Annotated in this window: 19 protein-coding genes and 1 pseudogene; 8 read left to right on the top strand and 12 right to left on the bottom strand. The window is 64.4% G+C overall.

What is annotated here, in order from left to right:
* Window positions 1-140: 140 nt before the first annotated feature.
* Window positions 141-1,424, top strand: a pseudogene (locus FNJ47_RS08830) (cobyric acid synthase); the annotation flags it as partial.
* Here the strand turns inward: FNJ47_RS08830 and cobD are convergent.
* Window positions 1,421-2,386, bottom strand: a complete 966-nt coding sequence (cobD, locus tag FNJ47_RS08825) for a threonine-phosphate decarboxylase CobD (protein WP_163152647.1) — start codon at window positions 2,384-2,386, stop codon at window positions 1,421-1,423. The pseudogene FNJ47_RS08830 and the gene cobD sit on opposite strands and share 4 nt — an antisense overlap.
* An 11-nt stretch (window positions 2,387-2,397) precedes the next feature.
* Window positions 2,398-3,339 carry an adenosylcobinamide-phosphate synthase CbiB gene (cbiB, locus tag FNJ47_RS08820; RefSeq protein ID WP_163152645.1) on the bottom strand — a complete coding sequence of 314 codons (942 nt, stop codon included), beginning with the start codon at window positions 3,337-3,339 and terminating at the stop codon, window positions 2,398-2,400.
* Window positions 3,340-3,465: 126 nt separating this feature from the next.
* Between cbiB and cobU the strand changes: the two genes are divergently transcribed.
* The 6 genes from cobU to FNJ47_RS08790 all read left to right on the top strand — a co-directional run bounded on the left by cobU (window position 3,466) and on the right by FNJ47_RS08790 (window position 7,084).
* Window positions 3,466-3,969 carry a bifunctional adenosylcobinamide kinase/adenosylcobinamide-phosphate guanylyltransferase gene (cobU, locus tag FNJ47_RS08815; RefSeq protein ID WP_163152643.1) on the top strand — a complete coding sequence of 168 codons (504 nt, stop codon included), beginning with the start codon at window positions 3,466-3,468 and terminating at the stop codon, window positions 3,967-3,969.
* A 46-nt stretch (window positions 3,970-4,015) separates the two neighbouring features.
* Window positions 4,016-4,648 carry a 5,6-dimethylbenzimidazole synthase gene (bluB, locus tag FNJ47_RS08810; protein WP_163152641.1) on the top strand — a complete coding sequence of 211 codons (633 nt, stop codon included), beginning with the start codon at window positions 4,016-4,018 and terminating at the stop codon, window positions 4,646-4,648.
* The gene (locus FNJ47_RS08805) at window positions 4,626-4,970 is read left to right on the top strand and encodes a hypothetical protein (protein ID WP_347341637.1); all 345 of its coding nucleotides are present in this window, start codon (window positions 4,626-4,628) and stop codon (window positions 4,968-4,970) included. The genes bluB and FNJ47_RS08805 overlap by 23 nt, the downstream gene beginning before the upstream one ends.
* Window positions 4,967-5,158, top strand: a complete 192-nt coding sequence (locus tag FNJ47_RS08800; protein ID WP_021082128.1) for a CbtB domain-containing protein — start codon at window positions 4,967-4,969, stop codon at window positions 5,156-5,158. The genes FNJ47_RS08805 and FNJ47_RS08800 overlap by 4 nt, the downstream gene beginning before the upstream one ends.
* Window positions 5,159-5,168: 10 nt before the next feature.
* Window positions 5,169-5,906, top strand: coding sequence for a CbtA family protein (locus tag FNJ47_RS08795; protein WP_163152639.1), 738 nt, complete (start codon window positions 5,169-5,171; stop codon window positions 5,904-5,906).
* A gap of 62 nt (window positions 5,907-5,968) precedes the next feature.
* The gene (locus FNJ47_RS08790) at window positions 5,969-7,084 is read left to right on the top strand and encodes a LacI family DNA-binding transcriptional regulator (RefSeq protein WP_347341636.1); all 1,116 of its coding nucleotides are present in this window, start codon (window positions 5,969-5,971) and stop codon (window positions 7,082-7,084) included.
* A gap of 11 nt (window positions 7,085-7,095) precedes the next feature.
* Here FNJ47_RS08790 and FNJ47_RS08785 read toward each other — a convergent pair whose 3' ends face one another.
* Both FNJ47_RS08785 and FNJ47_RS08780 read right to left on the bottom strand, forming a co-directional pair.
* Window positions 7,096-7,506, bottom strand: a complete 411-nt coding sequence (locus tag FNJ47_RS08785) for a (R)-mandelonitrile lyase (protein WP_163152635.1) — start codon at window positions 7,504-7,506, stop codon at window positions 7,096-7,098.
* 159 nt (window positions 7,507-7,665) lie between these two features.
* Complete coding sequence (locus FNJ47_RS08780) at window positions 7,666-9,297, bottom strand: flavin-containing monooxygenase (protein ID WP_163152633.1); 1,632 nt, start codon at window positions 9,295-9,297, stop codon at window positions 7,666-7,668.
* Window positions 9,298-9,479: 182 nt separating this feature from the next.
* On the opposite strand from FNJ47_RS08780, the gene FNJ47_RS08775 reads away from it, so the two are divergent.
* Entirely contained in the window at window positions 9,480-10,706 is a 1,227-nt protein-coding gene (locus tag FNJ47_RS08775) for an ABC transporter substrate-binding protein (RefSeq protein WP_163152631.1), read from the top strand.
* Between the two features lie 250 nt (window positions 10,707-10,956).
* Here FNJ47_RS08775 and FNJ47_RS08770 read toward each other — a convergent pair whose 3' ends face one another.
* The 8 genes from FNJ47_RS08770 to FNJ47_RS08735 form a co-directional block, all read right to left on the bottom strand.
* Window positions 10,957-11,790, bottom strand: coding sequence for an inositol monophosphatase family protein (locus FNJ47_RS08770; protein WP_347341635.1), 834 nt, complete (start codon window positions 11,788-11,790; stop codon window positions 10,957-10,959).
* Window positions 11,791-11,847: 57 nt separating this feature from the next.
* A complete protein-coding gene (gene mmsB / locus FNJ47_RS08765; RefSeq protein ID WP_163152629.1) occupies window positions 11,848-13,038 on the bottom strand; it encodes a multiple monosaccharide ABC transporter permease in 1,191 nt (396 codons plus the stop codon).
* Window positions 13,035-14,615, bottom strand: coding sequence for a multiple monosaccharide ABC transporter ATP-binding protein (mmsA, locus tag FNJ47_RS08760; protein WP_163152627.1), 1,581 nt, complete (start codon window positions 14,613-14,615; stop codon window positions 13,035-13,037). Before mmsA ends, mmsB begins: the two co-directional genes overlap by 4 nt.
* A gap of 58 nt (window positions 14,616-14,673) precedes the next feature.
* Entirely contained in the window at window positions 14,674-15,741 is a 1,068-nt protein-coding gene (gene chvE / locus FNJ47_RS08755; protein WP_163152625.1) for a multiple monosaccharide ABC transporter substrate-binding protein, read from the bottom strand.
* 607 nt (window positions 15,742-16,348) lie between these two features.
* Complete coding sequence (locus FNJ47_RS08750; protein ID WP_163152623.1) at window positions 16,349-17,065, bottom strand: HAD family hydrolase; 717 nt, start codon at window positions 17,063-17,065, stop codon at window positions 16,349-16,351.
* Window positions 17,062-17,994: a CbbX protein gene (gene cbbX, locus FNJ47_RS08745; protein WP_163152621.1), complete on the bottom strand. Its 933-nt coding sequence runs from the start codon at window positions 17,992-17,994 to the stop codon at window positions 17,062-17,064. Before cbbX ends, FNJ47_RS08750 begins: the two co-directional genes overlap by 4 nt.
* A 110-nt stretch (window positions 17,995-18,104) precedes the next feature.
* A complete protein-coding gene (locus tag FNJ47_RS08740; RefSeq protein WP_163152619.1) occupies window positions 18,105-18,530 on the bottom strand; it encodes a ribulose bisphosphate carboxylase small subunit in 426 nt (141 codons plus the stop codon).
* A 12-nt stretch (window positions 18,531-18,542) separates the two neighbouring features.
* Complete coding sequence (locus FNJ47_RS08735; protein ID WP_163152617.1) at window positions 18,543-20,006, bottom strand: form I ribulose bisphosphate carboxylase large subunit; 1,464 nt, start codon at window positions 20,004-20,006, stop codon at window positions 18,543-18,545.
* Window positions 20,007-20,009: the final 3 nt, after the last annotated feature.

Raw genomic sequence — 20,009 nt, 5'->3', positions numbered from 1 at the left:
TCAGATGTGTATAAACGACAGGGCTAGAACGTCAGTTACCACAGAGGCGATCGTCGCCAGAGGCTCATGTTTATAAGAGGCAGCTCGCCGCTATCGACAGTGACGGCAGCGTTGTTCGACATGTTCTGCGGCTTGAACGGCAGCACGCGCAGGCCTTGCAGGCGCTCGCCGCCGGCGTCGAACCGCACACCGACATGAACCCGGTGTTGCTGAAGCCCGAAACCGACGTCGGCGCCCAGATCATCGTGCACGGCAAGCGGATCGCGACCGCGCGCGCGCGGGAATATGCCGGCATGAAGCCTTCGCTGATGACCCCAGTGTTGGAAAGTTTTGGGCGTCTGAAGGATCGCGCCGATCTGGTGCTGGTCGAAGGCGCCGGCAGCCCGGCCGAAGTGAACCTGCGCAAGTCCGATATCGCCAATATGGGCTTTGCGCGCCGGGCCGACGTGCCCGTGGTGCTGGTCGGCGACATCGACCGCGGCGGCGTGATCGCGCAGCTCGTCGGTATCCAGGCGGTGATCGACCCCGAGGATGCCGCGATGATCCAGGGTTTTGTCATCAACAAATTCCGCGGCGATCCCTCGCTGTTCGACGACGGCTACCGTCTGATCGAAGCCCGCACCGGCTGGCGCGGCTTTGGCGTGCTGCCCTGGTTCGTCCGCGCCGGTGAGCTTCCTGCCGAAGACGCACTCGGGCTCGGCGAGGCGCGCAAGCCCGGCCAGTGCAAGATCGCGTTTCTGGCGCTGTCGCGGATCGCCAATTTCGACGATCTCGATCCGCTGAAGCTCGAGCCCGGTGTCGATCTCGTGATGGTACGATCAGGCGAGGCCATCCCCGGCGATGCGAAGCTCGTCATCCTGCCCGGCTCGAAATCGACCCGCGGCGACCTCGCCTTCCTGCGCGCGCAGGGCTGGGACATCGATTTGCTGGCGCATCATCGCCGTGGCGGCCATGTGCTGGGTCTGTGCGGCGGATACCAGATGCTTGGCGAGAGCGTCGCCGATCCCGATGGGATCGAGGGTCCCTCCGGCGAAACGCCCGGCCTCGGGCTGCTCGATGTCACGACTGTCATGACCGAACAGAAGACGCTGACGCGCGTCAGTGCGGTGCATGCCGCGACCGGTCAACCGATCAGTGCCTACGAAATCCATATCGGACGCACCGAAGGGGCGGATCGCGCCCGGCCTTTTGCAACGCTTGACGGCGTGGCAGAGGGCGCGGTTTCCAGTGATCGGCGCGTTCACGGCAGCTATCTGCACGGCCTGTTCGCTTCGGACGAATTTCGCAAGGCGTTCCTTGCGCAGCTCGACATCCCCGCGGCGGATCAGCCGTACGGCGCGAGGGTCGAGGGTGCGCTCGACGCGCTCGCCGAGCACATCGAGGCCCATCTTGATGTCGAAGCCCTGCTCGCGCTGGCGCGCTAGACGGACAATGCGGCGGAAAGACGCGACCATTCGGTCTCGCTGCCCGGCAGACCGAGGCGCAACCAGCCCGGCTTTTGCTGGAAGACACGCGACCAGATCTGCGCACGGGCAAGCTTCTCCTGCGCGGCCAGCGCATCGCCGACTTCATAGAGGCGGAACAGCGACGCGCCACCGACCAGCGTCCAGCCCTGCACGCGCGCCTCCGCATCGAGCCTGACGCAGTCGTTCGCCAAACGTGCAGTCGTCGCCTTTGCCCAGTCGCGATCGAGCAAGGCGCGCCGCCCGATCGCTATTGCGGCACCGGAAACCGGCCATGGTCCAGTCATCGCTGCAAGCGTGACGATATCCGGTTCGCAACTGAGGGCGAAGCCGAGCCGCAAGCCGGCCAAGCCGTAGAATTTCCCGAATGAACGGAGGATCAGCAAACCCGGTCGTCCTGCTTCCGATGCCAGCGAAATGTCGGGTACAGCGTCGGCAAAGCTCTCGTCAATGACGAGCCGGCCGACGCGCGGCAACAGCGCGAGCAGTTCGTCCCGATCGTGGCGTCTTCCATCCGGATTGTTCGGATTGACGACGATGGCAATGTCCGCACCGGCAAGCGCTGCGAGATCGGACACCTCACTGACGTCCCAGCCGGCAACCGATAACACCGCGGCGTACTCATTGTAGGTCGGCGCCAGGATGCGCGCCCGTCCCCGAGGCGCGAGGCGCGGCAGCAACTGAATGGCGGCCTGTGCACCGCCCATCGCCACGATCGGCGCATCGGTCGCGTAAGCCTGCCGCGCGGCGGCGTGAAGGGACTCGATCTCGGATCGCGACGGCAACGCGTTCCATTGCCGCGGCTCGACATCGACCAGGGGATAAGGTACCCGATTGATGCCGGTCGACAGGTCGATCCAGTCTTCCGCAGCTCCGCCGAAGCGTTGCTGGGCGACGTCGAGATTTCCGCCGTGCTCTCGCATGCGTCGGTCTCTTACAGCAACGCCAGGGCGACGAACACCCCGGCCAACAGCATCATGGCGCGACGATAGAGCTTCAATCCGGCGAGGATGTCGGCTGCCGCCGGATCGCGCGCGCCCTCATTCAGCCACGGCTCATCCGCGACGTGCCCGTGATAGATGCGGGGCCCGCTGAGCCGCACCTCGAGCGCGCCGGCCATCGCGGATTCCGGCCAGCCGGCATTCGGCGAGCGATGGCGGTACGCATCGCGCAGCATGCATGACCACGCCCGCGAACGGTTTGGCGCAAGCAGCGCGAACAGAAGCCCGGTCAGCCGCGCCGGAACGAGATTGGCGAGATCGTCGATCCGGGCCGCGGCCCAGCCAAAGGCTTCATGCCGCTTGGTGCGATGGCCGATCATGGAGTCCAGCGTGTTGATCGCCTTGTAGCCGAGGATGCCCGGCAGGCCGAACAGCGCGCCCCAGAACACCGGCGCGACGATGCCGTCGGAGGCATTCTCGGCGAGACTCTCGATGCTCGCGCGCGCGATGCCGGCGCCGTCGAGTGTTGCCGGATCGCGTCCGACGATCTGCGCGACCGCCAGACGTGCGGCCGAGATATCGCCGGAGACAAGCGGATTTGCCACCGCGCCGACATGGTCATGCAGCGAGCGCAGGGCCACCAGCGGCCACGCCAGAACACCCACAAGACCGACGCGAACCCACCCGGGTGCGAGCGCGGACTGAACCGCCCAACCGATCGCCACCGCCAGCGCGATCACCATGATGGCCGCCGCAACACCTGCCACGCGCCGAAACGAAGGCGCATCAGCGTCCCGGTTCCAGCTGCGGTCGAGAAGATTGATCAGCCGGCCGAGCCAGGTCACGGGATGGCCGATGCGTGCAAACAACGCAGGCGGCCAGCCGATCAGGGCATCCACAGCCATCGCCACCGCCATTGCTCCCGCAAAAAACACGTACCCTCTCCTTGCCGCGATCCCCCTGATGCGCAAGACGTCGGCCGAGTGCAAGCCCTCCGTGGCGGATTTCGGCTTTGTGTTTCACCGCGATTGGTGGTTAGAGCGGACGTAACAGGAGATTGCATGGCCGTCATTCTGATCACGGGTGGAGCCCGGTCCGGGAAAAGCCGGCGTGCCGAACTTCGTGCGCGCAGCTTTCCCGGGCAGCCAGTCTATATCGCCACTGCCGAGGCACTCGATGCGGAAATGGACGAGCGGATCGCAAAACATCGCGCGCGGCGCGGCAGCGACTGGATCGAGCGCGAGGTGCCGCTCGATCTGGTTAAGGCGCTCTCCGAGACCGACGGTGGCGGCGCCAGGCTGGTCGATTGCCTGACGCTGTGGCTGTCCAATTTGCTGCATGCGGAGCGCGACTGGTCGCAGGACATCGCGCGGCTGGCGGATGCCTTGCCGCGCCAGCGCAGCCCGGTCATTCTTGTCACCAATGAGGTCGGCCTCGGCATCGTGCCCGACAATGCGCTGGCGCGGACCTTCCGCGATGCCGCCGGTCTGATGAACCAGAGCATCGCCGGCGCGGCGGACGAAGTCGAGTTCGTCGTTGCAGGCCTGCCCATGAAGCTTAAGTAATGAAGCCTAGATGATGTCTGCGATCGATCCTGCCAAAGACCCCACGATGGTCTCATTCGACGATACGTTTCGCCGGCAACTGCACGAGCTGTTCGTGTGGCGGCGCGACGTGCGCCGCTTTCGAACCGATCCCTTGCCTGACGGGTCGATCGAGCGGCTGATCGAGATCGCCTGCCTGTCGCCATCGGTCGGGTTGAGCCAGCCCTGGCGGTTCGTCATTGTCGACGATGCGGCGCGGCGCCGCGCCGTGATCGACGACTTCAAGACCTGCAACGCCGATGCGCTGCGATCCTACTCAGGCGAACGCGCCGCAAAATATGCGGCATTGAAGCTGTCGGGTCTTGAAGAGGCACCCGGCCATCTCGCCGTGTTCGCCGAGAAGAGTGACCAGATCGGCTCCGGCCTCGGCCGCGCGACGATGCCGGAGACCTCCGAATATTCCGTGGTGGCCGCGATCTGCTCGATGTGGCTCGCCGCGCGCGCCGAAGGCATCGGGCTCGGCTGGGTATCGATCCTCAATCCGCCCCGCATTCACGAGATCCTGGAGATACCGGACGCCTGGAAATTCATCGGCTACCTCTGCATCGGTTACCCCCAGACAGAATGCGACCGTCCGGAACTCGAGCAGGCCAAGTGGGAATCACGGCGAGGCCCAGGTGAATTCACCATCCGGCGCTGAGAGCGCGCGAGCGGTCAGCGCCGCCGCCAATAGCGATGTCCACTGGCGCGCCGACATCGCCTCCCTGGTGTTTGCCGTTCCAGAGCACAGCGCGATCTGCGCGGTGCATAGGGGCGCGTTTCGCACGCTGCTCGACGTGGACCCGACGCCGGAGGCGTGTATCGGCTATTTCGCGCGGTATGGAGACACGTTCAGGGCGGCGGCACACGCCAAGATTTTGCGCAAGCGCATACCTCTTGGAACAAATCTGCACCTTACCAGTCGCGACATCGCCCGAAAGCTGCTAGAAGCCGACCAAATCGAACGTGGAGAACGATCATGAGCCAGTCCCAGACCGCGCAAGCCCAGCATCTTCCGGTCGCGACCCGACAGGTCGGACGGCTTGCCCAGTCGCTGATGGCGATGACGCTCGGCCTGTTCATCGTCGGCGTGGTCGGCTTCTCGCATATCGACGTGATCCACAACGCCGCGCACGACGTGCGCCACTCCAACGCATTCCCCTGCCACTGACCCGGTCGGCATGAGCACGTTTCGCTCGATCGTCTTCGCGTCGGTCATCGCCGGATTCATCGTTGGCCTGATCGTCACGGCGGTCCAGCAATTCGGCACCGTTCCCCTGATCCTCAGGGCCGAAGTTTATGAGAAGGCGGCCGAGCACAAGCACGAAGCCTCGGCGCCGCCGCAGGCGATCCTCGTGCACGATCATGCGGATAATGCTCATGGTGCGGAGGCCTGGGAGCCGAAGGACGGCTGGGAGCGCAACCTCTATACGGCCGGCGCGAACATCCTGACCGGAATCGGCTTTGCGCTTCTGCTTTGCGGCTTCTTTTCGGTTCGGAGCGGTGCGACCGGCGAGGCGATCTCGTGGCACGAAGGCCTGATGTGGGGCCTCGCAGGTTTTGCCGTCTTCACCCTCGCGCCGGGCCTTGGGCTGCCGCCGGAATTACCGGGGGTCCCCGCCGCTCCGCTGCTCTCGCGCCAGATCTGGTGGACGATGGCGGTGCTGGCCACCTCGGCGGGGCTCGGGCTGATCGTTTTCCGGCGCTCGGCACCCGCCGCGATCGCCGGCGTGGTCCTGATCATGCTGCCGCATTTGATCGGCGCGCCTGAACTCGAGCATGTCGAGACCAACGTGCCCTCGTCCTTGTCGCATCAGTTCGTGGTCGCGGTCACGCTGACCAGCCTGGTGTTCTGGTCGCTGCTCGGCAGCCTGACGAGCGCGGCGTTCGCGTATTTCGACCGGCCCGCATCGGCGTAACGTCACAGCCATAGCGACAGGAATCATTTGAGATTCGCGGCGGAGCCTGATTAGGTTCGGCGATGCCGTCCGGCGCGCCCGCAATCGGCGCGTGGCGGCGGCAATGCCGAACCGACAGGGCCCAGCTACCCATGACCAAAGCGCGACGGACACGACCGACGATTCGTGACGTCGCGGCGGAGGCCGGCGTGTCCGTCTCAAGCGTCAGCCGCACGCTCAATGGCGGCATCTATACCAGCGCGGAACTGCATGCCCGCATCATGCGCGCGGTGAAACGTCTGGGATTTGAGCCGGACCAGGCCGCGCAGGCGCTGCGCTCGCGCGCTTCCAACACGATCGGCTGCATGGTCGCCGATTTCTCCAATCCGCACTACACCGGCATGGTGAGCGCAGCCGAGGAGGAATTCCAGCGCGCCGGCTTCCTCCTGATGCTCGCCGCGACCAAGCACGAGGAGGCGCGCGAGGCGGCGTTCCTGTCGGCGGTGCGCCGGCGCCAGATGGATGGGTTACTGTTGTTCGCCGGCGACAACTCCCACAAGGACTTCATGAAGGGATTGGCGACGCTCGACCTGCCCTGCGTCACCGTCGACCGCGAGGTGCCGGATAGCATCCCGGTTCGCGTCGATCACCGCGGCGGCGCGCTGGAGGCGACGCGATATCTGATCGGCCTCGGCCATCGCCGGATCGCGCTGCTCACCGGAAGCGTCGCGGTGCTGCCGAGCTCGGAGCGGCTCGCGGGTTACCGGCAGGCACACCAGGAGGCGAAGCTCGAGGTCGATGCTAGCCTGATCCGTCCGCACATGCAGGGCGCCAACACCGCCTTCAGCTCGGTGTGCCAGCTTTTGCAGTCGTCCAAGCCGCCGACCGCGATCATCTCGCTCGGCACCAGCATGCTGGCCGAAGTGCTGGAGGCGATCACGAGCAACGGCCTGCGCTATCCGCAGGACGTCTCGATCGTGTGCAGCGGCGACACCGACCTCGCCCGCCACGCGACGCCCGCGATCTCGGCCTTGAGCTGGGACATGAACGAGGTCGGCCGCACCGCCGCGCGATTGTTGCTGGAGCGGATCCGCGACAGCGAAAGGCCCGGTAGCAGCGCCCCGGTGTTCCTGCCGACGCGCCTGATCCTGCGCCATTCCTGCGCCGCGCCCGCGACGCCCGCACGCGGACGGAAATAGCCTCGCACCAATCAATCCGCCTGCGGCGCCGCTGCGTATTGCGCGTCGGAGACGTGCTCCATCCAGGTCGCATAGTCGCCGTCAAGCGTCTCGTGGATCGCAATGTGGCTCATGCCCGTGGTTGGTGCCGCGCCGTGCCAGTGCTTCTCGCCCGGCGGGATCCACACCACATCGCCCGGTCGGATCACCCGGATCGGACCGTCCCAGCCTTGCACATAGCCGGCGCCTGCAGTCACGTAGAGCGTCTGACCGAGCGGATGCGTGTGCCAGGCCGTGCGTGCGCCCGGCTCGAAGGTGACGCGCGCGGCCTGCACCCGCGCCGGAGCGGGTGCGTTGACAATCGAGTCAGCCCAAACAGTGCCGCTGAACCACTCGGCGTTACCGCGCCGGCTTGCGATTGATCCTGCACGCTTGATGTCCATCTTCTGTCCTCCGACTGTTCCAATCTGGAAACGGTTCCAGTTTATCGTCATTGCGAGCGAAGCGAAGCAATCCACGGCTACCGGTCGCGCGGAGCGATCGATTGCTTCGTCGCTATCGCTACTCGCAATGACCAAGGACGACGCTGCCCGCCCCTGGTGTCAGCGCAGCACAAAGCCTTCGTAATTGCGCTGCGCGATCTGCGCGATCCGGTGGCGATAGCCCTGGCCGACATAGGGCATGAACACGCGCGGCTTCCCCGCGATGTTGGCGCCCTGGTACCAGGAATTGGCCTTCGGATAGAGCGTGCGGCTGGCAGCATCCGCAACATGCGCCATCCACGCGCGTTCGGCATCGCGCTCCGGCTCGATCCGCGTCAATCCCTTGGCGCGCATGCTGCCGAGACAAGCCGTGATCCACTCGACATGGTTCTCGCAGGCATGGATCACGTTGCCGATGACAGATGGACTACCCGGCCCGGTCACGACGAACAGGTTCGGGAAGCCCGACACCATCAGGCCGAGATAGGCACGGGGTCCGTCGGCCCAGGCCTCGTTCAACGTCACACCACTGCGCCCGCGGATGTTCATCGCGGCGAGCGCCCCGGTCATCGCGTCATAGCCGGTCGCCAGCACCAGCGCATCGAGCGCGAACGACCGCACCGCGGTCTCGAGGCCGGTCTCGGTGACCGTTGTCAGCGGCTCCGCGCGGAGATCGACCAGGTCGACATGCGGCAGATTGTAGGTCGCGAAATAGCCGGTATCGATGCAGATGCGCTTGACGCCGAGCGGATAATCCTTTGGTGACAGCGCCTCCGCCGTCGTCGCGTCGTCGACCATACCGCGGATCTTGTCGCGCACGAAGTCGCAGGCGACGTCGTTGACGGCCTCATCGGTCAGGATGTTGGGAAACGCGGTCAGGATGCCGCCGCCGCCCTGCTCCCAGAGCTGTTCATAGCGCGCCCACTGGACCTCCCGCGCCGGTACCGGTGCGTCGAACGCATTCGACGGCACCCGTCCGAACTCCGGCGTCTCGAGGCTCTCGCGATATTTCGCGATCATCGGCTCGGCGGCCGCGATATCGGCGTCGGACAGCGGCGCATTGCGTGCCGGCACCGAATAGTTCGGCGTGCGCTGGAAGACGGTCAGGCGGCTCGCCGACTTCGCGACCATCGGGATCGTCTGCACGCCCGACGAGCCGGTGCCGATCACCGCAACGCGCAAGCCCGAGAAGTCGATCTCCTGATGCGGCCACTGCCCGGTGTGATAGATCGGCCCGCGAAATCGCTCCACGCCGGGCAGTTTCGGCTTGTTGGGAACAGAGAGATTACCGGTCGCCATCACGCAAGTCGATGCAACGATGCAATCGCCTCGATCGGTGCGCACGGTCCAGCTCTCGCCGGCCTCGTCCCAATCGGCACTGATGACGCGCGTATCGAAGCGGATCAGGGAGCGCAGCTCGAACCGGTCGGCGACGTGCTGCGCATAGCGCAGGATTTCGGGCTGACCGGCGTATTTCTCGCTCCAGCGCCATTCTTGCCGCAGCTCCTCCGACCAGGTGTAGGAATAAAGCAGGCTCGGTATGTCACAGCGCGCGCCGGGATAGCGATTCCAGTACCAGGTGCCGCCGACATCCGACGCGGCCTCGATGCCGATCACCTTCAGCCCGAGCTCGCGCAACCGATAGATCGCATACAGCCCGCCGAAGCCGGCACCGACCACGACGGCATCGCATTCGGCAACCAGCGGCGGCCTCGACCCATGGTCCGGGCTCGTCTGCTCCAGTCTGCTCATTTGTCACATCTCTCCGGCCACAGGAATATTGCCATCGGTGGGAACGCGCGCTAATCTGGAAACGTTTCCAGACTGGAAGCGCATACGATAATTGTCGCCGGGCGTCAACGCGCCGGCCCCCGACAAGGGGAGCTGCGCATACGTCACGAGGCGATCGGGAATCATCAGGGAGTGACCAAGGGATGTTGGACGGCTTTTGTCTTCGCGCGTGCGTAGCGCTCGCGGCAACGATCGGCGCGCTGTCGCCGGCTCTCGCGCAGAAGAGCTATGGCCCGGGGGTCTCGGATACCGAGATCAAGATCGGCAACATCATGCCCTATAGCGGCCCCGCTTCCGCCTACGGCGCGATCGGCCGCACCGAGGCAGCCTATTTCAAGATGATCAACGACCAGGGTGGCATCAACGGCCGCAAGATCAACTTCATCAGCTATGACGACGGCTTCTCGCCGCCGAAATCGGTCGAGCAGGCGCGCAAGCTGGTCGAAGGCGACGAGGTGCTGCTGGTGTTCCAGCCGCTCGGCACCGCGCCCAATGTCGCGATCCAGAAATATCTCAACGGCAAGAAGGTCCCTCACCTCTTCATCGCCTCGGGTGCGACGCGTTTCGGCGATCCCCAAAACTTTCCCTGGACGATGGGCTGGCAGCCGAACTACCAGAGCGAGGGGCGCATCTACGCCAGATACATCCTCGATAAATTCCCGAACGGCAAGATCGCGGTGCTTTGGCAGAACGACGATGCCGGCAAGGACGCGCTCAAGGGGTTGCGCGACGGCCTTGGCGACAAGGCCAGCAGCATGATCGTCGCCGACAAATCCTACGAGCTGACCGACCCGACGCTGGATTCACAGATCGTGGCGCTGCGCGCCTCGGGCGCCGACATCCTGTTCACCTGGGCGGCGCCGAAGGGCGCAGCGCAGACCATCAAGAAGGTCGCCGAGCTCGGCTGGAAGCCGACCTTCTTCCTGACCTCGACCGCGACCTCGGTCGCCTCGGTCATGCGCGCCGCGGGCGTCGAAAACTCGCAGGGCATCATCTCGGTCGCTTACCTCAAGGACCCGACCGACACGATCTGGAACGACGATGCTGAAACCAGGGAATGGCGCACCTTCATGGACAAGTACATGCCCGACGGCGACAAGACCAACGGCAACCACGTCTATGGCTACGCTGCCGCGCAGACGCTGGCGCAGGCGCTCAAGCAGTGCGGCGACGATCTCACGGGCGAGAACGTCATGAAGCAGGCCGCCAGCCTGAAGGATTTTGCGCCGAAGATGATCCTGCCCGGAATCAAGATCAACACCGGCCCGAACGACTTCCGACCGATCGAGCAGTCGCAATTGATGCGGTTCGAAGGCGAGAGCTGGAAGCTGTTCGGCAACATCATCACCGGCGAGGTCGGCAGCGAATAGGACTCCTGTGCCGCCTGTTCAATGAGAGGACGGAACGGGACGCAAAGCTGGGGCAATTCGTGTTGCGAGAGCGCGAAGCTGCGTCCCCATCCTCAGCTGTCATCGCCCGGCTCGACCGGGCGATCCAGTACGCCGCGGCCTTTCGATTCAAGCACCAGCGCCTCTGGAATACTGGATCACCCGCATGCGCGGGTGATGACACCGAACAAGCCGTTTGACATTTGAATCACAGTTCGTGCATCTCCCGCCCCTATCCGGCCGGCGTCAGGATCGCCTGCTGCGCCGCATGCCAGCTCTCTTCGTCGGGCGCGCAGAGCAAGCCGCCGGTCAGATTGACCGGCCTGTAGGGTGATCCGTCGAAATGCGCGCTGTAGCCGCCGGCCTCGCGATGCAACAGCCAGCCGGCGGCATGATCCCACGGCATCAGCTTGTTGTAGAACAGCAGGTGGCAATGGCCTGACGCCGCCATGCGATACTCGTGCGCTGCGCATCGGAGCCAGGCGCTGGCGCCGAGCTTGGACAGATTGCCGGCCACGATTGCGCGCAGCGGCTCGGGCAGGAAGTTGACGCCGACCACCGCGTCCATCTGCTTGACCGGCACCGCCGGCGCCACCTTCAAATCATGCCGCCTGCCGTCCGGCAGCTCGAGCCACGCCCCCTCGCCGCGCAGCGCGAATGCGGTATCGTTGCTGACGGGATCATGGATCGCGCCGAACACGATCTCGCCGCGCATCGTGGCGGCCACCATGCTGCCGAACAGCGGCAGGCCGGAAGTGAAGTTCCGGGTGCCGTCGATCGGATCGATGATGAAGGCAAGCTCCGCAGTTCCGACCTGATCGAGCGCGGCCGGATCACGCGCCGTGCCCTCCTCCCCGATCACGGTGGCATTCGGAAACGCCCGGAGCAGCGCCGCCGATATCGCCTGCTCGGCGAGTTCATCGGCTTCGGTGACAACGTCGAACGCCGATGTCTTGGTGCGGACCTCGATCTCCCGCACGCGGCGAAAGCGCGGCATGATCTCGGTGCGGCCGACCTCGGCGAGGATGTTTCCGATGGTCAGCGCATCGGCATGGGACAGTTTCACCCGGCATTCTCCTGCGTTGCGTCAGTATCCTGTCGTGGAATCATGACTGCGCGGCAGTCACCGGCGCTGGTTGTAGACATCGATACAGACGGCGCCAAGCAGGACGAGGCCCTTGATCACCTGCTGATAATCGATGCCGATACCGAGGATCGACATGCCGTTGTTCATCACGCCCATGATCATGGCACCGACCACCGCACCGCCGACCCGGCCGACGCCGCCATAGGCCGACGCGCCGCCGATGAAGCAGGCGGCGATCACGTCGAGCTCGAAGCCGAGGCCGGCCTTCGGCGTCGCGGTGTTGAGCCGTGCGGCGAACACCAGCCCGGCGAGCGCGGCGAGCACGCCCATGTTGACGAAAGTGAGAAAGGTCAGCCGTTCGGTCTTGACCCCCGACAGTTTCGCCGCCTTGGCGTTGCCGCCGACCGCATAGATCTGCCGGCCGACCACGGTCCTCCGCGTGACGAAGCCGTAGAGCGCGATCAAGGCCGTCATGATCACGAGCACGTTCGGCAGACCCCGATGCGAGGCGATCAGGTATGTGAAGTAGAGCACGGCCCCCGCCAGCGCGACGCTCTTGACGATGAAGAATGCATAAGGCTCGACCTCGATGCCGTGCGCCTGCTCGCGCGCCCGGCTCCTGGCGCTCGCCAGCACCAGCACGAACGCCAGCACGACGCCGATCAGGAGCGACGTCGGGTAATGCGTGCCCGCACCGGGGAACAGTTCGGGAATGAAGCCCGACGACAGCTTCTGGAAGGTCGACGGGAACGGCCCGAGCGACTGTCCTTGCAGCACCGCGAGCGCAAGCCCTTTGAACACCAGCATACCCGCCAGCGTCACGATGAAGGACGGGATCTTGAAGTAGGCGACCCAGTACCCCTGGGCTGCGCCGATTGCGCCGCCGAGCAGGAGGCAGGCGACGAACGCGATCGGATAGCCGACATGGTAGCGCACCATCAGCACCGCCGCGACCGCGCCGACGAAGCCCGCGACCGAGCCGACCGAAAGATCGATATGCCCGGTGACGATCACGAGCAGCATGCCGAGCGCCATGATGACAATGTAGCTGTTCTGCAGCACAAGGTTGGTGAGGTTGAGCGGCTGCAACAGCGTGCCGTCGGTGACGATCTCGAAGAACAGCATGATCGCGAGCAGCGACAGCAGCATGCCGTAATTGCGCAGATTGTTCTTGATGAAGCCGGAATGCCTGGGAGACTCGGGAAGTGACACCGTCTTGTCGGTCATCGCGCCTCTCCTCCGGCACGTGCCACGCCGTCATCGGCGCGGTTTCCAGACATTCTGACATTGCGCATGATGGCGCGCATGATCTTCTCCTGGGTCGCATCGTCCTTGTCGAACTCGCCGACGAAGGCGCCGTCATTCATCACGCAGATCCGGTCGCAGATGCCGAGCAGCTCAGGCATCTCCGACGAGATTACGACGACGCCCCTGCCCGCCTCGGCGAGCTCGTTGATGATGGAATAGATCTCGTACTTTGCCCCGACGTCGATCCCGCGCGTCGGCTCGTCCAGCAGCAGTACCTTCGGATCGGTCATCAGCCATTTCGACAGCACGACCTTCTGCTGGTTGCCGCCCGAGAGGTCACCGGTCGCCTGGTAGACGTCGGAGCAGCGGATCCGCATCCGGGTGCGATAGTCGCTCGCGGCCTTCAACTCGACGACATCGTCGATCACCCCGCGCTCCGACACCTTGCGGAGGCTCGCCACCGTCACGTTCTTGCGGACGTCGGCGGCAAGGATCAGCCCAAGCTGCTTGCGGTCTTCGGTGACATAGGCAAGTCCGGCAGCGATCGCCGCCGGCACGCTGGAGAGATCGGCCTCATCTCCGTCGAGCCGGACCTTGCCGGAAATGTTGTACCCCCACGCGCGGCCGAACAGGCTCATGGCGAACTCGGTGCGGCCGGCGCCCATCAGGCCGGCGATGCCGACCACCTCGCCGCGGCGCACGTTGAAGTCGACGTTCTTGATCACCTGCCGCTCGGGATGCAGCGGATGATACACCGACCAGTTCTCCACACTCATCACGGGTTCGCCGATCTCGGCGCTTCGCTCCGGAAAGCGATGCGCGAGATCGCGGTCGACCATGCTGCGGATGATGCGGTCTTCCTCGATCCGCTCGGTGCGGCAGTCGATGCTGTCGACGGTGCGGCCATCGCGCAGCACCGTGATGCGGTCGGCGACCCGCGCGACCTCGTTCAGCTTGTGCGAGATCAGGATCGAGGCGATGCCCTGCTCGCGGAAGGCCAGGAGCCGTTCGAGCAAGGTGGCGCTGTCCGCCTCGTTGAGACTTGCGGTCGGCTCGTCGAGGATCAAAAGGCGCACCCGCTTGGACAGTGCCTTGGCGATCTCAACCAGCTGCTGCTTGCCGACGCCGAGGTCGGTGATCAGCGTATCCGGAGACTCCCGCAAGCCGACCTGCGCCAGCAGCTCGGCGGTCCGCCGATGCACCGCGTGGCGGTCGATGACGCCGAAGCGCGACGGCGGATGCGACAGAAAGATGTTCTCGGCAATCGACATCAGCGGGATCAGCGCCAGTTCCTGATGGATGATGATGATCCCGAGCGCCTCGCTGCCATTGATGTCGCGGAATCGCCGCTCCTCGCCGTCGAACACGATCGACCCGTCATAGCTGCCGGCGGGGTAGACCCCGCTCAGCACCTTCATCAAGGTCGACTTGCCGGCACCGTTCTCCCCGACCAAGGCATGGATCTGCCCTGCCTCGACGGTGAAGCTCACGTCGCGCAGCGCCTGCACGCCGGCAAAGCTCTTGCTGACGCCGCGCATCTCAAGCATTGCCGTCATCGGATCATATCCTGCAGCGTCGATCGTCGCCGGCACGGCTCGCCGCCGCCCATCCGCCCTACTCGAATTGCGAGCGCTTATAGTAGCCGCTGTCAATCAGGACTTTCTCCCAATTGGTCTTGTCCACCACGACCGGCTTGAGCAGATAGGACGGAACCACCTTGACCCCGTTGTTGTAGGTCTTGGTGTCGTTGACGCTGACCTCCTTCTTGCTCAGCACGGCATCGACCATGTCGGCCGTAACCTTGGCGAGATCGCGCGTGTCCTTGAAGATGGTCGAATATTGCTCGCCGCGCAGCATCGCCTTGACCGAAGGCACTTCCGCATCCTGCCCGCTGATGAACGGCATCGGCTGGTCCTTGCTGCCGTAGCCGACGCTCTTCAGCGAGGAAATGATGCCGATCGAGAGGCCGTCATACGGCGACAGCACCGCATCGACGCGCTTCTTGCCGTAGAAGGCGCTGAGCAGATTGTCCATCCGCGCCTGCGCGGTCGCGCCGTCCCAGCGCAGGGTTGCGACCTTGTTCATGCCGGTCTGGCCGCTGCCGACCACGAGCTTGCCGCTGTCGATATATGGCTTCAACACCGACATCGCGCCATCGTAGAAGAAATAGGCATTGTTGTCGTCGGGCGAGCCGCCGAACAGCTCGATGTTGAAGGGACCCTTGCCGTCCTTCAGCCCCAGTGCATTCACGATCGAGCTCGCCTGCAGCACGCCGACCTGGAAATTGTCGAACGTTGCGTAATAGTCGACATTGGGGGTATCGCGGATCAGACGGTCATAGGCGATCACCGTGATGCCCTGGGCCTTGGCCTGCTTCAGAGCGTCGGACAGCGTGGTGCCGTCGATCGCCGCGATGACCAGCACCTTGGCGCCCTTGGTCACCATGTTCTCGACCTGGGAGAGCTGGTTCGGAATGTCGTCTTCGGCATATTGCAGATCGGTGCCGTAGCCGCGCTCCTTCAGCACCTTGACCATGTTGTTGCCGTCGTCGATCCAGCGCGCCGAGGATTTGGTCGGCATCGCGATGCCGATAGTCGGCTTGCTCTGGGCCAGCGCATCCGATGCGGCCGCGGAGAGACCTATTAACGCCAGCGCAAACAAGGCGGTCTTCAATCTGAACATGCTTCGCTCCCTCGATTTTTTTTTGAGTTGGATTACCGTCGTCGTGGACAGCGTCAATCGACCGCCATCATCCGGCCGCCGATCTATGGCGATGTCGGATTTGCGCCGGGACCGCCACCAACCGAAATTGCGGGATGTCGATTGAACCCGTCAACAGCGCCAATGCTCGCTCCGCACGATCAGCCATGTCGATCAGCCAAGTCGATCCTGCCATGCCGGGTTCACCTGCGAGCCATGTCGTGGGACTGATGAGGTGGACGACCATGAGGCGCCTGTCTCCCGGAATCGTCGACGAGCGCCGGCGTGCGCCAGAGCGTCTGGCGGTACGGCACGTGCCTCTGGCAACTTTTGGTGGATGGCGCCCCCATGGATACAAGCACCGACCGCCCATTTATTTCACCATCCGAATAAATCCATCGGAAAGCGGAGGATCATGGGGTGCAAACTCCCGGAATTGGCTGGCACGACCACCTTCAACTAGGTGGCGCCGCTGCTTCTGGCAACCTTCGGTGGGATTGTGCCCTTACCATACTAGGGATGCAAGGGTCATTTATTTCACTAAACGAATAAATTGATCGGGACTGTCGCTCGGCGGCGGCGGCGGCCTTCAGGCATCGATGTCAGAGAGATCACCGACGACAAGCAGCGCCTCGGCGAAATCGTCATCGCTGAAATAGGTGCTGCGGGTGATGACCACGGGAATGCCGGCCTGCGCCGCGGCGGCGAGGCCGTTGCCGGAATCCTCGACCGCGATGCAATCCGCCGGCCCGAGCCCGAGCCGCGCCAGCACCTCGACATAGACATCCGGCGCCGGCTTCTTGCGTGGCACGTCGTCGCTGGCGACGATCGCCTCGAACAGATCGACCCAGTCCACCCCAAGCGCAACCGAGAGCAGCGCCTCGATATGGCCATGCGAGGTCGTCGTGGCGATCGCCAGGCGCTGGCCACGGCGGCGCGCGCCGGCGAGCCAGGCCCGGACGCCCGGCCGCAAGGGGCAACCGCCTCCCGCGATCAGCGCCGCGTAACGCGCGGTCTTGATCCGGTGCAGGTCGGCGATCTCGGCGAATGTCAGCGAGGGAACCGCATTGCGCTGGTCGAAAGCACGAATGCGCTCCTTGCCTCCGGCGGTGCGAAGCAGCCGCGCGTAGGTGACCTGATCCCAGAACCAATCGAGCCCTGCTTCGGCAAACGCCTCATTGAAGGCGCGGCGATGCACTTCCTCGGTCTCGGCAAGCGTGCCGTCGACATCGAAGATCAAGGCACGCCCGCTTGCGATGATGTCGCGCATCCCCGCGGAGCGGATCATCGCGAGCGCCTGGTTCATCGTCCCTCGCCCGCCCCTTTCGCGAACACGCGGCTGGCCAGCACGTCGCCGGCCTCGATCGACATTACGTCGTCGGCGGTGAGCGTACGGTCGAGCTTCGCCACGATCCGGTTGGCCTGGCGCAGCCGGATGCGGTCCAGCGCGTTCCGGATCGAGCGGGCGTTGGAGAACAGCGGCTGTTCCTTGCGGATGCCGATATACCGGGTGAAGGCCTCCCGCGCCTCCGGAGAGAAACGATAATTCTGCTGCTGCAACATCAGCTCGGCGATCCACAGCAGCTCGCCGTCCGAATAATCAGGGAAGTCGATGTGATGGGCGATACGGGAGCGGAATCCCGGATTGCTCTGGAAGAATTTCTCCATGCGGTCGCCATAGCCCGCCAGGATCACCACCAGATCCTCGCGTTGCGCTTCCATGATCTGCAGCAGGATCTCGATCGCCTCCTGCCCGTAGTCGCGCTCGTTATCGGGACGATAGAGATAATAGGCCTCGTCGATGAACAGCACGCCGCCCATCGCCTTCTTCAAGATTTCTTTCGTCTTCGGCGCGGTGTGGCCGATGTATTGCCCGACGAGATCATCGCGCGTGACGCTGATGACGTGTCCGCGGCGCACGAAGCCGAGCTTGTGCAGGATGCCGGCCATCCTGAGCGCAACCGTGGTCTTGCCGGTGCCGGGATTGCCGGTGAACGACATGTGCAGGGTCGGGAATGTCGTCGCCAGCGCCATCTTCTGCCTGATGCGTTCGACCAGCAGGAGCGATGCGATCTCACGGATGCGGGTCTTCACCGGCTTGAGGCCAATCAGTTCGGAATCGAGCTGGTCGAGCACGTCCCCGATGCCGAGGTCGGCGAATTCATGCCAGAGGTCGATGGTCTGGAGCGGGGTCTCGCCGATCTGTTCGCTGATCTGTTCTTGCGCTTGCGTCATTATCCTCTCGCTTTCAGAAAAGCTCCGTCGCCGCTGCGGCGACGACGGAGAAGTGCATCCGGACCAGACGGTCGAGGGAGCAACCCGCCTGGCTTGTCAACCGGACGCGGTCACTGATCTGCGTAGCGCTCGCCCTCGGGGCGATCAGCCGCATAGGAATGCGTCGCGTAACGGAGGTTGCGTCCGGCAGCCTCCGAGCGGTCGAGCCGGAAGCCGGGCTCCTCGCGCGGCCGGTTAACGATGAAGGAGATGCGAACCGACTCCCAGCCGTGGCCGGAATCAAAGCCGGAGATCCGGATGTAGCGGTCGCCATAGACCCGCCGGCAATCGGCGAGTTCCTTCATGATGCCGGCCGCATCGCGCAGGTCGAACATCGGCAGGCCCCACATGTCCCAATAGGTGTTGCGAGGGTGCGGATCGTCGGTGAACTCGATGTTCACCGCCCAACCCTTGTCGAGACAGTATTGCACCTGCGCAGCGATCTGCTCATCGGTGAGATCGGGCAGGAAAGAAAAGCAGCCTTGGGTCACGCGCATGAGAAACTCCTGTCAGACCGCCATGCTCGGCGTGGGAACGAAATCGGGGGCATCCGTCGATTCGTAGTTGAAGGTGACGTCCTTCCAGACATCGAGCGCCTCGCGCAGCGGCGTGCAGGTCTGCGCCGCCTTGGCCAGGATCTCCGGTCCCTCGTGGACGTAGTCGCGTCCCTCGTTACGGGCGAGGATCATGGCTTCCAGCGCGACGCGGTTGGCGGTGGCGCCGGCCTGGATGCCGCGGGGATGGCCGATGGTGCCGCCGCCGAATTGCAGCACGACGTCCTCGCCGAGCAGGTCGAGCAGCTGGTGCATCTGGCCGGCATGAATGCCGCCGGAGGCCACCGGCATCAGCTTGTTGAGGCTCGCCCAGTTCTGGTCGAAGAACACGCCGTGCTCGAGCTGCATCGGATTTAAGTCCTCGCGGCAGATATCGTAGTAGCCGCGCGTGGTATTCGGATCACCCTCGAGCTTGCCGACAACGGTGCCGGCATGGATATGATCGACGCCGGCGAGCCGCATCCATTTCGCGATCACGCGGAACGAGACGCCATGGCTGCGCTGCCGCGTGTAGGTCGAGTGACCGGCACGATGCAGATGCAGGATCATGTTGTTCCTGCGCGCCCACTTCGCCATCGACTGGATCGCCGTGTAGCCGATCACGAGGTCGATCATGACGATGTTGGAGCCGAGCTCATGAGCGAACTCGGCGCGCTCGTACATGTCCTCCATGGTCGCCGCGGTGACGTTCAGATAGGTACCCTTGATCTCGCCGGTCGCGGCCTGCGCGCGGTTGACTGCCTCCATGCAGTACAGGAAGCGCTCGCGCCAGTGCATGAAGGGCTGCGAGTTGATGTTCTCGTCGTCCTTGGTGAAGTCGAGCCCGCCCTTCAGCGCTTCATAAACGACACGGCCGTAGTTGCGGCCGGACAGGCCAAGCTTCGGCTTCACCGTGGCACCGAGCAAGGGACGGCCGAACTTGTCGAGCCGCTCGCGCTCCACCACGATGCCGGTTGCCGGGCCCTGGAAGGTCTTCACATAGGCGACCGGCAGCCGCATGTCCTCGAGCCGCAACGCCTTCAGCGGCTTGAAGCCGAACACATTCCCGATGATCGACGCGGTCAGGTTCGAGATCGAGCCCGGCTCGAACAGATCGAGGTCGTAGGCAATGTAGGCGAAGTAGCTGCCCGGCGAATTCGGCACCGGATCGACGCGATAGCACTTTGCGCGATACTTCTCCGCGGCGGTCAGCCGATCGGTCCACACCACGGTCCAGGTCGCGGTCGAGGATTCACCGGCCAGCGCAGCGCAGGCCTCGGTCGGATCGACACCGTCCTGGGGCGTGACGCGGAACAGCGCGATGACGTCGGTGTCCTTGGGCTCGTAGTTCGGCTCCCAATAGCCCATCCGCTTGTATTCCATCACGCCGGACTTGTAGCGATCCTTGCCACGCACGGTCATCGATTGCTGAATGTTCATCTG

It is taken from the genome of Bradyrhizobium uaiense (assembly GCF_010811875.1).
GTDB lineage: Bacteria > Pseudomonadota > Alphaproteobacteria > Rhizobiales > Xanthobacteraceae > Bradyrhizobium > Bradyrhizobium uaiense.
The sequence above is the reverse complement of the archived record's forward strand: the minus strand, read 5'-3'. Positions and strand labels throughout refer to the sequence as shown.